The 14,308-nt window shown below is 49.4% G+C and carries 14 protein-coding genes; 8 read left to right on the forward strand and 6 right to left on the reverse strand.

Annotation, left to right across the window (positions count from 1 at the left end):
* The first annotated feature begins 2 nt into the window (after window positions 1–2).
* Together gloA2 and QNM19_RS22105 are read left to right on the forward strand one after the other, a co-directional pair.
* Window positions 3–419, forward strand: a complete 417-nt coding sequence (gloA2, locus tag QNM19_RS22100) for an SMU1112c/YaeR family gloxylase I-like metalloprotein (RefSeq protein ID WP_049865469.1) — start codon at window positions 3–5, stop codon at window positions 417–419.
* A gap of 81 nt (window positions 420–500) precedes the next feature.
* Window positions 501–788, forward strand: coding sequence for a hypothetical protein (locus QNM19_RS22105; protein WP_049865470.1), 288 nt, complete (start codon window positions 501–503; stop codon window positions 786–788).
* 86 nt (window positions 789–874) lie between these two features.
* Here QNM19_RS22105 and QNM19_RS22110 read toward each other — a convergent pair whose 3' ends face one another.
* Window positions 875–3,376, reverse strand: a complete 2,502-nt coding sequence (locus QNM19_RS22110; protein ID WP_049865471.1) for a S8 family serine peptidase — start codon at window positions 3,374–3,376, stop codon at window positions 875–877.
* A 710-nt stretch (window positions 3,377–4,086) separates the two neighbouring features.
* On the opposite strand from QNM19_RS22110, the gene QNM19_RS22115 reads away from it, so the two are divergent.
* From QNM19_RS22115 to QNM19_RS22130, 4 genes are read left to right on the forward strand one after another with little or no spacing between them, the layout of a single operon-like run.
* Window positions 4,087–5,607, forward strand: a complete 1,521-nt coding sequence (locus QNM19_RS22115) for an autotransporter outer membrane beta-barrel domain-containing protein (protein ID WP_284027219.1) — start codon at window positions 4,087–4,089, stop codon at window positions 5,605–5,607.
* Between the two features lie 44 nt (window positions 5,608–5,651).
* Window positions 5,652–6,044 (forward strand): CsgE family curli-type amyloid fiber assembly protein, encoded by a 393-nt coding sequence (locus QNM19_RS22120; RefSeq protein ID WP_284027220.1) that lies wholly within the window; start codon window positions 5,652–5,654, stop codon window positions 6,042–6,044.
* Window positions 6,045–6,046: 2 nt separating this feature from the next.
* On the forward strand, window positions 6,047–6,463 hold the full coding sequence (locus tag QNM19_RS22125; protein WP_010383926.1) for a curli assembly protein CsgF: 417 nt from the start codon (window positions 6,047–6,049) through the stop codon (window positions 6,461–6,463).
* The gene (locus tag QNM19_RS22130) at window positions 6,463–7,245 is read left to right on the forward strand and encodes a CsgG/HfaB family protein (protein ID WP_049866236.1); all 783 of its coding nucleotides are present in this window, start codon (window positions 6,463–6,465) and stop codon (window positions 7,243–7,245) included. Before QNM19_RS22125 ends, QNM19_RS22130 begins: the two co-directional genes overlap by 1 nt.
* Here the strand turns inward: QNM19_RS22130 and QNM19_RS22135 are convergent.
* The 5 genes from QNM19_RS22135 to trhP form a co-directional block, all read right to left on the reverse strand.
* Window positions 7,242–7,940 carry a helix-turn-helix transcriptional regulator gene (locus tag QNM19_RS22135; RefSeq protein WP_049866235.1) on the reverse strand — a complete coding sequence of 233 codons (699 nt, stop codon included), beginning with the start codon at window positions 7,938–7,940 and terminating at the stop codon, window positions 7,242–7,244. The two genes, QNM19_RS22130 and QNM19_RS22135, sit on opposite strands and share 4 nt — an antisense overlap.
* A gap of 292 nt (window positions 7,941–8,232) precedes the next feature.
* On the reverse strand, window positions 8,233–9,420 hold the full coding sequence (locus QNM19_RS22140) for a M23 family metallopeptidase (protein WP_049866234.1): 1,188 nt from the start codon (window positions 9,418–9,420) through the stop codon (window positions 8,233–8,235).
* A 190-nt stretch (window positions 9,421–9,610) separates the two neighbouring features.
* Entirely contained in the window at window positions 9,611–10,348 is a 738-nt protein-coding gene (locus QNM19_RS22145) for an EAL domain-containing protein (RefSeq protein WP_049866233.1), read from the reverse strand.
* Between the two features lie 184 nt (window positions 10,349–10,532).
* On the reverse strand, window positions 10,533–10,784 hold the full coding sequence (locus QNM19_RS22150) for a YfhL family 4Fe-4S dicluster ferredoxin (RefSeq protein ID WP_010383933.1): 252 nt from the start codon (window positions 10,782–10,784) through the stop codon (window positions 10,533–10,535).
* Between the two features lie 24 nt (window positions 10,785–10,808).
* Complete coding sequence (trhP, locus tag QNM19_RS22155; protein ID WP_284027221.1) at window positions 10,809–12,167, reverse strand: prephenate-dependent tRNA uridine(34) hydroxylase TrhP; 1,359 nt, start codon at window positions 12,165–12,167, stop codon at window positions 10,809–10,811.
* Between the two features lie 321 nt (window positions 12,168–12,488).
* Here trhP and ndk point away from each other — a divergent pair, with 321 nt between their 5' ends.
* Both ndk and rlmN read left to right on the forward strand, forming a co-directional pair.
* Window positions 12,489–12,920, forward strand: coding sequence for a nucleoside-diphosphate kinase (gene ndk, locus QNM19_RS22160; protein WP_010383936.1), 432 nt, complete (start codon window positions 12,489–12,491; stop codon window positions 12,918–12,920).
* A gap of 188 nt (window positions 12,921–13,108) precedes the next feature.
* Window positions 13,109–14,239 carry a dual-specificity RNA methyltransferase RlmN gene (gene rlmN, locus QNM19_RS22165; RefSeq protein WP_010383939.1) on the forward strand — a complete coding sequence of 377 codons (1,131 nt, stop codon included), beginning with the start codon at window positions 13,109–13,111 and terminating at the stop codon, window positions 14,237–14,239.
* Window positions 14,240–14,308: the final 69 nt, after the last annotated feature.

Consider the following 14,308-nt stretch of genomic DNA (forward strand, 5'->3'; position numbering starts at 1 on the left):
TTATGCTTGCCAGTTACATTCAGCGTGTTCACCATGTTGCGATTATTTGTTCAGACTATGCCGTATCAAAAGCATTTTATACTGATGTGATAGGGTGTCGGGTCATTGCTGAGAACTATCAACCTGGGCGTGAGAGTTATAAGCTGGATTTGGCACTGCCTGACGGCACCCAGATTGAATTATTTCACTTTGCCTCGGCACCAGCACGGCCGAGTTACCCTGAAGCACAAGGGTTGCGTCATCTTGCCTTGTCCGTTACTAACCTTGAAGCGGCGCGTCATGCACTCGTAGATCAAGGGGTGAGTTGTGAGCCCATTCGCCTTGACCCCTATACCCAAAAACGATTTTGCTTTTTTGCTGACCCGGATGGGTTACCACTGGAATTGTACGAAGCGTCGGACGCCGCAGATCCCCTCTAATAACGTGTCGTTGTTTTGATTTGTTCCTTTTATTATTCCATGTGATACCATCTAGGTCTCGTCATATCAGGAAGTAATAATATGAAAAAACAAGGGTTATTCATTGGGTTATGTTTAGTCACATTGGCTGGTTGCCAGGTCTCCCAGCCTGCACCCTATGAGCAAGACAAAGCGCCCGAGGAGCGACAGGAATACAGTGGAGTTGAAGGCCTGGCTCAGGCACAGCGGGATCAGGTTTATCTGATGGATAAAGAACTCAGAGATAAGTGTCGTAACGCTAAGGTCGATCTGGCAGTGGCACAAGGCGACAAAAATGATCAAGAGATTGCCAGACAAACTGACATTATCAAACAAACTTGCAGACAGTAACGGGAATAAAAAGGCCGCAGTGCAATGCGGCCTTTGTCGTTACTAAATCTGGATTTGATCAATCAAACCAGATTACTGGAATGAAGTTAATCAAAACTCACACTCACTTCGTTTGAGCAGATGTCACTTGACTGACAGATTTTGTAAGTGAAGCCACTGACCGCCGGGTCACGACCGAAATCACGGAACTGACCTGAGTTATTGACTGTGCGTAGTAGTGCACCATCGCGGTAAACATCTACCTGCTCAGCGCTGCTGCCAGACCAGGAGAGTGATACCCGATAGAAGCCCAGGCGTGACTTATTAGTACGCACGACTTCCAGCGCAATATCATCTGAGCTGACAGTGACTTCCAGTGTGGTGCTGTTGCTGTTGCCTTCACTGTCAGTGACGGTGAGGGTGGCAGAATAAGTGCCTGACGCAGTGTAGATATGAGTTGGGTTCGCATCAGCGCTGCTGTTACCATCACCGAAATCCCACTGCCAGCTGACGATGTCATTGTTGGCATCGGTACTGCTGTCAGTAAAGGCAACACTCAGGCCACTTTTCTCAAAGCTGAAACCTGCCACAGGCGGCTGTGCAGACACTTCACCCAGGCCGGTCAATGTCAGCGTCCAGCTGTTCAGTGTGCCGGTATCCACACCAGCGTTATCCGATACATTCAATGTCCAGTCACCGCGTGCAGCTTCACCATTGAAGGCGCCAGAATTGAAGGTCTCAACCAGGTTATCGGCGCTACCACCTGCACGGTTGTGTAGTGTCACAGAAGTACCCGCTGGAGAAGTCAGGGTTACCAACAGATCGCCAATGTAAGTGTGCGTGATATCCACCAGCGTGTTGCTGTCGAAAATGGTGATGTCGTCAGCAACCGTGATGACTGAACTGATGCCTGTGGCGTCGTTGTCAGGAATGTCTACCGCAGTTGTATTGTCATAGCTGAAGTCGCTCAGACCTTGTGGTAGCACAGATAAGTTAACGGACTTGCTGTCTGCCAAATCGCCAGACGCAGCGTTAACAGTGAAGCTGTAGTTGCCCCATTGAGTATCCGCAGTAGTAGGCACTGTCAGGGTCACTGTGTTACCCGGAGTGACGGTGCTTTGTGATAACACGGCACCAGGCAGCGGGCTGTCCAGCGTCAGAGCAATTTCGCCCTGCCAGTCGGCTACCGAAGTGAAGCTGAATTCATAGCTGGCAGTGTCACCTGCGGTGATCTCCTGGCCACCTGGCGTGACACCCATTCTGAAGCCTGGTGCCGGATCCGCATCGATCAGTGCCTGGTGTGCGTTCAGGCGCGTACCAGCGACCGTTTTGCCATCCAGTGCTGCATTTGCATCACCGCTTTGCATTAGCAGGTTTTTCAGAGAAATCGCGTCCAGCGTCGGGTCAATAGACAGTACCAATGCTGCAACACCAGCAACATGGGGTGTCGCCATTGAGGTACCTGAGAAGCTGCTGTAACCGCCGCCCGGTACAGTCGACAGAATAGCGCTACCAGGTGCACCCATGTCTACAGAAGCCAGGCCCCACTGTGAGAACGATGACATTGTGTCGTTGTCTGTAGTTGAAGCAATTGAGAAAACGCTGTCATGCTCATAGCTTGATGGGTAATGTGGATTGCTGTCATTATCAACAGCACCGTTACCGGCTGCGGCGACAAACAGGATATCCGCATTTTCACTGGCGGTAATGGCATCGGCCAGTGTCTGGCTGAAACCGCCACCCCCCCAGCTGTTGTTCAGTACGCGGATGTTATGACCCGCTTGCTTCAGCGATACCATGTAATCGATACACTCGATGGCATCTGAGGTCGACCCACTGCCTGAAGAGTTGAGGAACTTACAGCCGACGATCGAGACTTCCTGGTTTACGCCGACGACGCCGGTGGCATCGTTACCCGTTGCGCCAATGGTACCTGATACGTGTGTACCATGGCCCTGATCATCCATTGGGTCACCAGAGCCTGTGATGGCGTTAACACCGTAAATGTCATCAATGTAGCCATTGTTGTCGTTATCAATACCGTCTCCGGCAATTTCACCTGGGTTTTGCCACATGTTCGCCGCCAGATCCGGGTGCGTATAGTCAACCCCTGTGTCGATAACCCCAACAATCACGTCACGTGAACCAATGCTGATATCCCAGGCTTCAGGGGCATCGATGTCGGCATCTTCCACGCCGCCAGTTTGACCTGTGTTGTGCAAGCCCCAAAGCTCGTCAAAGCGTGCATCATCCGGAATGCCCAGCGCTTTGACCTGATAATCAGGCTCAACGTATTCCACCGCCGGGTGCTTCGCCAGCTTAGCAATGGCTTCTTTACTGCTGATCCCATCCAGTTTGAAGTTCGCCAGGCGGCCCGCCAGCACGTTCTTGTAACGATCATCGATTTCATCGGCGTTGTTGTCTGAAATACGGGCTTTCACCAGATTACGGGCTTGTGCTCTTAGTGCACTGGACGCATCCTGTTTGAAGACCACCATTACGCTGTTGTCATTGGTTTTTTCCGTTGCTGTGATTTGTACTGCAGCTTGTGCTGCGCCACTGAATACTGGCAGTAATGCCAATGTTAAGGCAGAAAGTTTTAATTTCATCATTTGTCCTAGATATTTAGTTGAGTTATTGACCATGAGGCCATGGTGTGTGCTCGACTAAGTGGCATGATGTGTGATCCGCCGGCCCTTGGGCTGGCGGTTGATAACTCGGTTTGGCAACTCAGGCCACGCTAAAACAGCCTGAATTAGGGATGCAATTTTAAAATGAGTTTACGTCTTTAAAATCCAACTTTTTTGTAGTTGGGATGGTTTATGTCCGGTCTTAATCATACTTTTTTGTTGGTTTTTATCCTTTGGTTAACGATTTTGTAACTCATACTATTTTGTGAGAATACCTGGTTTTAATATCGGTAAATTAATAGTTGTAGCTTTAACTATATGAATTTAATCAAGTTAGAAGATTCAAAATTATTTCTCATTCCCCTGGCCAATGCGACGTTCTAGAGTGACTACACGAGTCCGAAAAAACAACGTGCAAACACTGCGCAGCCACAGGCTGGGCAGCGGACTCAGGCTTTGATGGCTAAGCGAGTATGAACGCGCCCCTGATTGATGACAGCAGCCCACCGGGCTTTGGTTATAACAAGGGAAGCGAAAGATAACCCGGTTGAAACACAGTACTGCGTCGGCGTATAGGTCAGGAGTTGGCAACCTCCACTAAGGCGATACGCAAATATATAAAGACAATCACGCAGTGCGAGTTGAAGGAAATCATTGCGAAAACGATTAATAACTCTAAGGAGAACCAGGTGAAATTTTCAAAATCACTGACCTGCTGTGCAATTGCACTGGCTTTATCTGGTGTCGGCGCGGCACAGGCAGCTGACACAGACGCAAAAGCAGCTTCAACGTCTGAGTTGTCACAGCTGATGCAAATTGACAACACGGGCAATACGCTGACGGTAACCCAACAATCGAACAATGGCGCAGGAAATGTGCTAACCAGTTCACAGCAGGGCGAGTCCAATGTGAGTGACTTGTCGGTTGCTGGAGACAGCAATATCACCACAGTCGCACAGGCTGGCACTGGCAACTTGACCAAGGCAACTGTCGTAGGCGATGGCAATACCCAAGAATACAGTCAGGATGGTGAGGGCAATGGCACACTGACTGAGCTCAATGGTAATGACAATAACCTAAACATCACCCAGCGTGGTGTTGCTTACCTGGGTATCACTAATGAAGTGACAAACACCATCAATGGTGATGGCAACCGCATTCATGTTGAGCAAAGCAGCGGTGGTCACTGGTTCTACAACACTGACATGCAAGGTAACAATAACCAGGTTGTGGCGACTCAGCTGGGCTCCTGGGGTGAAGTGAACATTGACCGTGTGCAGGGCGATCAGAACAGCATCGAAGTCGATCAAGATGGCGTATACAACGAGCTGAATCTGACTCTTTTACAGGGCAACGACAATGACCTGGCGCTCTCACAGGAAGGGAACTACAACAAATTCAGTATTGATGTACTGACGGGCAACGACAACGAGTTGCGGGTTGAGCAAAGCGCAGGCAATAGTAACCGGGTTGACATGGCTGAACTTCAGGGTGAAAGCAACCGGGTTGACCTGGAGCAGGAAGGCAATGATAACCGTATGACTTCTACCCTGTTCAGCGGTGACAGCAACTATGTCACTGTGGCACAGCTCGGAGACAACAACCAGACTACGTTCGACGTAGTGGGCAATGACAATGACTTCGATGCACAGCAGCGTGGTAACGACAACCAGGCTTACCTGGGTGCTGTGGGTGATGACAATGAGTACAGCACTTTGCAGCTGGGTGACAATAATGAGCTGCACATTGCGAAATTCAACAGCAATGGCAGTGAAGTTGGCGTGATCCAAAATGGTGATAACAACGAAGTCGTGTTGCAGTCATCGTATCCGGACAACGCACTGAGCAGTAACAACAATATGCTGAATGTTGCGCAAACAGGCGACAGCAACGGTGTGTCAGTGACCCTTGCTTCTGTGGCGGAAAGCGGGCTGAACCAGCTTGATTTGGTACAAAGCGGTGAACTGAACGCCATCGACCTGATGCTTGAGGGCAGTGGCAATGATATCGCTATTGAACAAACGGGTGGCGCGAACTTTGTTGCCGGTGTTGGCTCAGGTGCATTTGTAGTCAATGGCAGCGACAACAACATCCAGATTAGTCAGGACGGCTTTGGCAACCTGGTTGAAGGTGGGGTGAGTGGTAACGGCCAGATTGTGAATATTACACAGGTCGGTGACTATAACGTCGCAACTGTGACGCAGCAGTAAGTCAGGTGGCCACAAAACCGGGTGGTTTTGTGGCCAACGTTGTTATGAAGTATACGCTATTTATTCTCGGTATTTTGCTGTTGAGCGTGATACCACATAGTCAGGGCGCCGATGAGGAGGTCGAGCTGGGAGGACTGGTTATTGACCAGAGTATCAGCCGCTTTGGCTATCAGTTTTATTTTGATTTTTCGCAGTTGTGGCGTGATGTACCGGGCACCACAGGTGTGAATATCACCATTAGAGAAACCGTGTTGCCGCGCGCAGGTACGCGGTTACAGGTATTTATGAACAACCAGCTGGTCTATGCCACAGCCATGGGACGTCGCGGCGGACCGTTAAAAGAGCGCGTTGAGACGGCGTTATTTGCCATTATGGATGCCATGGCCAGCGCACAGCATCAGCAACACTCTCCAGATTTAGCAACAAGCGGGTGGTAACAATGAAAACAACAATACTAGGTTGCTTGGGGGCACTATGCAGTTTGTCGCTGCATGCGACTGAATTGGTTTATAAGCCCATTAATCCGTCGTTCGGCGGCAACCCTCTCAATGCCAATATGTTATTAAACAAAGCACAGGCCCAAAACAAACATCGTGCGCCAGTGATTGAAAAATCTTATGGCGACCGGTTTCAGGAGTCGCTGGAGCGGACTTACCTGAATCGCATGGTCAGGGAGATTACGTCCACGGCGTTTGGTGATGAAGTCGAAGACAGTATTTTTGATAAAGACTCGACGTTTATGAGTGGGGATTATGAAATTCAGGTGATCACCAGTACACCGGATTCCATTACAGTGCAGATCACCAACACGCTGACGGGTGATATTACCACACTGGAAGTGCCGAGGTTTGGTTAATGAAGTACCTGAGTATTACCTGTTTTATGTTATTGCTGAGTGCTTGTAGCAGTATCCCTGTGCTGCCACCGCCCATGGCGAAGGCACAACCACTGGCAGCCACTGAAGTCTTCAGCGAATTAAAAGCATTGCCAACGCCACGTGGACCAATCCCGGTTTCTGTGTATTCATTTCGAGACCAGACCGGACAATATAAACCCCAGGAAAACGTCAGCTCATTTTCGACAGCGGTGACGCAGGGGGCCAACTCAATTTTGATGCAGGCGTTGCATGAAACGGACTGGTTCATTCCCATTGAACGTGAAGGGCTGCAAAACCTGCTGACCGAGCGTAAGATCACCCGGGCGGCAATGCAGGACCAGGACAACGCAAACAGCCTGCCACCATTGACGCATGCCAAGCTGATCTTTGAGGGCGGCATCATCAGTTATGATGCCAATATCAAAACCGGCGGCATGGGGATGGAGTACTTTGGGATTGGCGCATCTGAGCTATATCGCGAAGATACCATTAGCATTTATTTGCGCGCGGTGGATGTCCGTACGGGCCAGGTTTTGCTGTCGGTTGCGACCAGCAAAAAAGTGCTGTCAAAGGAAATGCGTGCAGGATTCTTTCGTTACGTCAGTTATAAACGCCTGGCCGAAGCAGAAGCCGGATACAGTGAAAATGAGCCCATGCATATTTGTGTGACTCAGGCGATTGAAAAAGCCCTGACCTTGTTAGTGCATCAGGGCCTCGAAAAAGGCGTGTGGGCTGCTAAACCTGTGCAGCAGGCGGGTTAATTGGCCAGTCCACCGAAGGGGATGTGTTGTTGTGCCCAGTTGGCCAGCTCAATCCGGTTGCGCGAGTTTGTCTTTTTAAACGCGCTGTAAATATGGGTTTTGACGGTATGGCTACTGATATTCAGAGAGTCGGCAATATCGTCGTTTTTGGCCCCATCAGCGAGCAGTCTGATCACCGACTTTTCGCGTTTGGTGAGTGAGGCCAGTGTGATGTCTCTTTGTTCGTCTGACAGCGCCGGTAGTGCTTGTGGCAGGCGTTGCATCAGGGCGCTGAACGCCAGTGAAATAGCGCCTCTGCCAAACCATAATTCGCCACCCAGTACACGCTGAATGCCTTTGAATTGACTTTCCGGCGAGGCACCCTGGTAGAGTACACCTTTGACATTGGCAAGCAGTGCTGTTTGCTCGTTTAGGGTATCCGGGCAGGCATTAAATAGTAAGACGCTGTGATGTTGTGCTAACGCTCTGAGCTGGGCGCTGAGTAAATCGCGACATTCGCGGTGGCTGACATCGACCAGAAACAGCTGGTAGTGCGCTCTGTGCTCAGTGGTTGGCAGGCGGGTATCGACCTTGATATTGTTACCGCAAGCCTCAAGCATTTTGACAAACATGAGGAAATCCTGACTCAGCGTGTTGGTCTTTTGGTCTGTCAGGACGAACAGAGCACCACGCGTTTGATTGTCTGAATACATCATTATCTCGACTGTCCTTTTGTTGTTCCGTTAACCTAAATATACATATTTTTTACAAGATGTTTAGTACTTATTTTCAATTTTTGGAACTGACCGGATCTGTATGTCGAATTGGAACATTCCATTTTGCCACAGACAAAGTAACCAGGATATGAGCGACGCTTTTCTGCCCCTAAAGAAAGGAATAGTGATGATTCATAGGGTTGGGGTGGCATGATACACAGGTGGTCAGAATAGTTGTCTGATACACAGGTGATCAGACAACTATTCTGACCACCTTTTGAGGGGCGGAGGGTTATCGGTAGAGTGCACGCCAGGCACAGGTACGGTAGCCATTGCGCTCAAAGTAAAAACGGTTGCAGTTGTCGTCGTAATTGTAGTTGCCGACATCGACCCGGTAACCACTGATGTAGGCGTTATGTAAAGAAACAAAGCGACCGTTATACAGCAGGGAGAAGTGCAAGTGAGGTCCGCTTGACTGACCGCCCTGACACAGCGCTGTGTTGTAGTCATTGGCATATCGACCGAGCCAGGCCCCGGCATCAATCACGTCACCGGTTTGATATTGAAGTGCATCCATGTGGTAATACTGAGTCGCATAGCCACTGGGGTGCGTAATACGGATGTTACAGCGTGAATAACGTGTCACGGTGCCACCATGCGCCGCCTGAACCCAGGGGGTATTGGACCCCCAGCCACCAGAGTTATTGTTGAAATCCAGCGATGAGTAGGGGTAGCCTGAGCCGGTATTGGAATGAGCGCCACCACTGTACCAGGCATAGCCTGATGGCCAGGGGAAATTAAGATAAAAATTATTATTGATGGCTATGGACTCAACATCCGGCGTTGCTGAGCGTGCAGCGGGGTTGAGTAACGCGTCGCCAAAGTAGGATTGGTACTGCCCGGCCACCTGAGCAAAGGCTTTAGCATCATCCAGTACAGCGCTTAGTGCAAAGGTCGCTGGCGTGACAGTGAGCGCCTGATTGTTGAGATGGTCAGATACTGTATGCTGCACCTGATTGCGTTGCTGACTTTGCCACTGTTCATACGCATAAAAGTGCTGTGACAGTGCATGGGTCAGTGCTTCCAGTTGTGCTGAAAATCCGGATGGTGCCACTAACAGACCGAACGGCCTTTCAAATGCTGCTGGTGTCGGTGCGGAGAGCAGCTGACTGTGCTGTTCCATCAGGGCGAGCAATAACTTGGGGTTGATACTGGCGTGACCGGCCCAGTGCAACAGGGTTTCCAGTTGGTCCTGTAAATGGGGCGCAAGAATTGCCAGTGTGCTTTCCCAGTCTGTTTGCTGGAGTGTATTACTGAACAGGAATTGCTGCGTGTCTATGTTGAACAGGGGAGTGAGCGCATGTTTTGTCAGCGTATCTCCGTTGATCTGAAAGGCTGTTTGATCGTGGTGCTGACCTTGCGCGTGCACAGATAAGTGGGCCAGTCCGGCCGCCAGTAAAGCGTATTGTAGTGTTTTCATGTTGTATCCTCATTAAGGTGAGTGCATAGTCAGGTATATCCCTTTGTTTAATAAATGTACAATTTGAGCTTTTGCTCTGTAATTCGCTTTTGTTTCTTTTTGTTTACAATTTTATTTCATTTTATTCTGGTACATCATGAAGGCAGCACAAATAGCTTCCAGGTCAAACGTATGATGGGAAAGTAAATGTTTAGGTGGGAAAGCTCGGTTGGGGCAAAGTGGCAACCACTGGCTTGGCAAATAAATAACCTTGCATCAGGTAAACGCCTAAATCGCTCAGGCACCTGTAGTCGTCTTCGGTTTCAACGCCTTCTACCACTAAGTCGATATTCAACCGGCGTGCCATCAGGCACACACCGTCTACAATTGCCTGCTTAACTGGGTCCTGTGCTATCCCATTGATCAGCGCAATATCGAGCTTGATGATATCGGGTTGAAAACGATGCAGTACTTCAATGCCGGCGTAACCGGCACCAAAATCGTCAAGCGCAACTTTGAAGCCATTTTTGTTGTAGGTGTTGGCAATGTCGATGAGTTTGTCAGGATCGGTCAGGTGCTCCTGCTCCGAGACTTCGAAAATAATGCGCTCTTTTGCCAGATTGAATTGGTCGGCGGCTTCGAGCGTTTTACGTAAGCAGGTTTGGGGGTCATAAATGGCGTTGGGTAAAAAGTTGATAGACAGTTTGGCGGTGTCGCTGAGTTTGGCCATCATTTCAATGGCGGTTGTGCGACACAATTGATCGAAATAATATTTGCTATCTTCTGTTACCTGGGAGAGCACCTGCCCGGCTGATTGGCCCTGCGTCCCTCTGACCAGAGCTTCATAGGCATAAACTTGTCGGCTGCGCAGATCCACGATTGGTTGCATCGCCATGGTAATATCCATGTGATAATCGGTATGGCAACGACATGTTTTGCAGCCAGGCATAAAAGCTCCCTGTTTAAGAGTCAGATATTTAAGCAAGTCTGGCACAGCCCGTGGGTTTTGCAATCGAACTGTACTCGATTAATCACACTGTAATACGGTGGATATTGCTGTGTGAGTTTACTATCTGCGACTAATAACTGGGGATTGGTAAAAGAAAAAGCGCCGTCGGGCGCTTTTTCTGGATTTAGCTCTGACCGGTCAGTTTGAGGTACTTCTCGGCCAGGGTATCGAGGCTTTCGCGGTGTGCCGGGTCGGGCTTAATACAATCTATCGGGCAGACGCTCACACAGGTTGGCTGATCGTAGTGGCCAACACACTCGGTGCATTTTTCCGGGTCTATCTGGTAGATTTTTTCACCCATATAAATGGCCTGGTTCGGACATTCCGGGTCACACATATCGCAGTTAATACATTTACTGTTGATCAGTAATGCCATAATTCACGCTCCGTTTTAGCTAGCTTAGGCTTTTTTAAACGGGTTACGGGTGTCTTCCTGGGCACCCAGATTACGCATCAAAATGGCATGATTGAGGTCAATGTCTTCTGGCAGCGGAATTTTAACTATGTGGCCAGAGCCCTTGGCATCGCTGATCAGCTCGCCTTTTTTGTTTTCCATGTGCTCCAGAGTAAAGCTGATATTGCCCTGGGGTGTCATCAGCTCCAGGCTGTGACCGGTACAGAACTTGTTTTTGACGTCAATTTCCACCAGGCCGTTGTCGTGACGACCCAAAATCTCACCAACAAACTGTTGTTGATCCGATACGGAGTGGCCATAGTCGTAATTTTGGTATTCCTGGTGGGCGTGGCGTTTCAGGAAGCCTTCGGTATAACCCCGGTGTGCCAGGTTTTCCAGCGTACGCATCAATGAAGGATCGAAAGGTTTGCCAGCGACGGCATCGTCAATGGCACGACGATACACCTGCGCGGTTCTGGCGACATAGTAGAAGGATTTAGTACGGCCTTCTATTTTCAGGCTGTGTACACCCATCTTGGTCAGCTGGTCAACATATTGCACGGCGCGAAGATCTTTGGAATTCATGATGTAAGTGCCATGTTCATCTTCAAAGGCCGGCATGTACTCACCCGGACGGCCTTGCTCTTCGAGCATGAACACCTGATCAGTCGGCTGTCCGTCACCTAAAGTCGGGATCACCTGTTGCGGGTCAATTTTGTGCACCACATCGCCTGTGGCGTTTTCTTCTCCCGGCTTAACGTCGTAGCTCCAGCGGCAGGCATTGGTACAAGTGCCCTGGTTTGGGTCGCGTTTATTGATGTAGCCTGACAACAGGCAGCGCCCGGAGTAAGCCATACACAGGGCACCATGCACGAAGACTTCCAGTTCGGTATTCGGGCATAAAGTGCGGATTTCGGCAATTTCTTCCAGTGACAGTTCCCGTGACAGGATCACGCGCTCGATCCCTTGTTTTGCCCAGAATTGTACGGCGGCGTAGTTGACGGCGTTGGCCTGAACGGACAAATGGATGGGCATGTCAGGCCATTTTTCACGTACCAGCATGATGAGGCCCGGATCTGACATGATCAGTGCATCTGGTTGCATAGCAATGACTGGCTCGATATCACGCAGGTAGGTTTTCACTTTGCCGTTATGCGGGGCAATGTTAGACACCACATACAGTTTTTTATTTTGCTGGTGGGCTTCGTTGATGCCAATTTCGAGATTGGCCAGGTCGAATTCATTATTACGCACGCGCAGGCTGTAGCGTGGCTGGCCGGCATAAACGGCATCAGCACCATACGCAAAAGCGTAACGCATATTCTTTAAACTACCTGCGGGTGAAAGGAGCTCAGGTACAAACATCTCAAACCTCATACATTGAACTGATTACGGGTCAGCTGTTGGGGTAAATCAATCGCCAGTTTGGCCCGTACTTCAAGCAGTACAAGGGCTTAGGCAATTGGGTTAAATCAAAAAGCGGCGCAGTATAGGGCAAGGTTTAACGGGATGATTTGACCTGGATCAGGTTTTTCCGGATCTGCGGGATAGCCGACTCCGATGCTGTAACGGCAGGTTGCGTTTCACACAAAATCAAAGCGGGACGGAAATAGTAGGTTTTTACATCTAAAACGCGTATAATTCGCGCCCGTATAAATTCATTAATTTCATTTTGGAGCAAAAAAGATGGCTTTAGAGCGTACTTTTTCAATCGTTAAGCCTGATGCGGTAGCTAAAAACCACATCGGTGCAATCTACAACCGTTTCGAGTCTGCTGGTCTGAAGATCGTTGCAGCTAAAATGATCCACCTTTCTCAAGAGAAAGCAGAAGGTTTCTACGCTGAGCACAAAGAGCGTCCTTTCTTCGGTGCTTTGGTTGAGTTCATGACATCTGGTCCAGTAATGGTTCAGGTACTTGAAGGTGAAGATGCAATCCGTAAAAACCGTGAAATCATGGGTGCAACTAACCCAGCTGAAGCGCTAGCGGGTACGCTACGTGCTGATTACGCTGACAGCATCGACGAAAATGCGGTACACGGTTCAGATGCTCCAGAGTCTGCTGCACGTGAAATCGCTTACTTCTTCACTGAAGAAGAGCTGTGCGCACGTACTCGTTAATTCGAGCACTGTGACATGAAAGAAGGGCCTTAGCGCCCTTTTTTCGTCCCTGATGTATTTTACTAAGCCTGAATGCAACATGCAGCGGGTTTAGCAAAGTATTCAGATTTGAAAGCGTTGGTTGAATTTTGTACAATTTGGCGCTTTATTAAATTTGCACTGGCCGTCATCTGATCTGGGGTTGTTTCATGACTACGACTGAGAAAAAAATTAACTTACTTGATTTAAATCGCGAGGGGATGCGCGAGTTGTTTGCATCATACGGTGAAAAACCGTTTCGCGCCGATCAGGTCATGAAATGGATTTACCACTTCGGCATCGATAACTTCGATGACATGAGCAACATTAACAAAAAACTGCGTGCTAAGTTGCAGGCAGAGTGTGAGATCCGCGCACCTGAGATCTCAGTGCGCCAGCAAGCCAGCGATGGCACCATTAAGTACGCGCTGGTACTGGATGGCGGACAGGAAGTTGAAACTGTGTGGATCCCGGAAAAAGACCGTGCCACTTTGTGTGTCTCGTCTCAGGTTGGTTGTGCACTGGAGTGTACCTTCTGCTCAACAGCACAACAGGGCTTTAACCGTAACCTCAAGGTCAGTGAGATCATTGGCCAGGTGTGGCGCGTGGCCAAAGACATTGGCTTGCACGATGGCGACAGCACTAAGCGTCCGATCACCAATGTGGTGATGATGGGCATGGGTGAACCGCTGCTCAACATCAACAACGTAGTGCCGGCAATGGAACTGATGATGGATGACTGGGCATTTGGTTTGTCCAAACGTCGTGTGACCCTGAGCACTTCAGGTGTGGTACCTGCGCTGGATATCCTGAAAGAAAAAATTGATGTGGCGTTGGCAATTTCTCTGCATGCGCCAAATAACCCGCTGCGCGATGAGTTGGTGCCGATCAATAAAAAGTATCCAATTGAAGAGTTTCTGGCGGCCTGTCGTCGTTATATTGATGGTTCGAAAGCCAATAAAGACGTCACCATTGAATACGTTATGCTACAGGGCGTGAACGACAGCACAGATCACGCGCATGAATTGGTTCAGGTACTAAAAGGCACACCGTCGAAAATTAACCTGATCCCATTCAATCCATTCCCGGGCAATGAGTATGGGCGTTCGAGTAACAGCCGCATCGACCGTTTCTCTAAAGTACTTCAGGCAGCCGGGTTAACCTGTATTGTCCGTCGTACCCGTGGTGACGATATCGACGCTGCTTGTGGCCAGCTGGTTGGTGATGTGGTCGACAGAACCAAACGTCTTGCGAAGAAAAAGCAGCTGGAAGACAACGCCATAGCCGTGAAGGTTGGCTAAAAAAAGGGTGAAACTCGAACGCATTCGGGTAATATATGGGCATAGATCAACAGCGCTCTGGTGAGCTAT

This window comes from Pseudoalteromonas ardens, assembly GCF_030125445.1.
Classification (GTDB): domain Bacteria; phylum Pseudomonadota; class Gammaproteobacteria; order Enterobacterales; family Alteromonadaceae; genus Pseudoalteromonas; species Pseudoalteromonas ardens.

Coding starts and splice junctions, on each gene's coding strand:
- QNM19_RS22120 (WP_284027220.1), top strand. CDS start 5,652: ATGAAGTATACGCTATTTATTCTCGGTATTTTGCTGTTGAGCGTGATA.
- QNM19_RS22105 (WP_049865470.1), top strand. CDS start 501: ATGAAAAAACAAGGGTTATTCATTGGGTTATGTTTAGTCACATTGGCT.
- QNM19_RS22145 (WP_049866233.1), bottom strand. CDS start 10,348: ATGCCTGGCTGCAAAACATGTCGTTGCCATACCGATTATCACATGGAT.
- QNM19_RS22125 (WP_010383926.1), top strand. CDS start 6,047: ATGAAAACAACAATACTAGGTTGCTTGGGGGCACTATGCAGTTTGTCG.
- QNM19_RS22135 (WP_049866235.1), bottom strand. CDS start 7,940: ATGATGTATTCAGACAATCAAACGCGTGGTGCTCTGTTCGTCCTGACA.
- QNM19_RS22110 (WP_049865471.1), bottom strand. CDS start 3,376: ATGAAATTAAAACTTTCTGCCTTAACATTGGCATTACTGCCAGTATTC.
- trhP (WP_284027221.1), bottom strand. CDS start 12,167: ATGTTTGTACCTGAGCTCCTTTCACCCGCAGGTAGTTTAAAGAATATG.
- ndk (WP_010383936.1), top strand. CDS start 12,489: ATGGCTTTAGAGCGTACTTTTTCAATCGTTAAGCCTGATGCGGTAGCT.
- QNM19_RS22140 (WP_049866234.1), bottom strand. CDS start 9,420: ATGAAAACACTACAATACGCTTTACTGGCGGCCGGACTGGCCCACTTA.
- QNM19_RS22130 (WP_049866236.1), top strand. CDS start 6,463: ATGAAGTACCTGAGTATTACCTGTTTTATGTTATTGCTGAGTGCTTGT.
- QNM19_RS22150 (WP_010383933.1), bottom strand. CDS start 10,784: ATGGCATTACTGATCAACAGTAAATGTATTAACTGCGATATGTGTGAC.
- rlmN (WP_010383939.1), top strand. CDS start 13,109: ATGACTACGACTGAGAAAAAAATTAACTTACTTGATTTAAATCGCGAG.
- gloA2 (WP_049865469.1), top strand. CDS start 3: ATGCTTGCCAGTTACATTCAGCGTGTTCACCATGTTGCGATTATTTGT.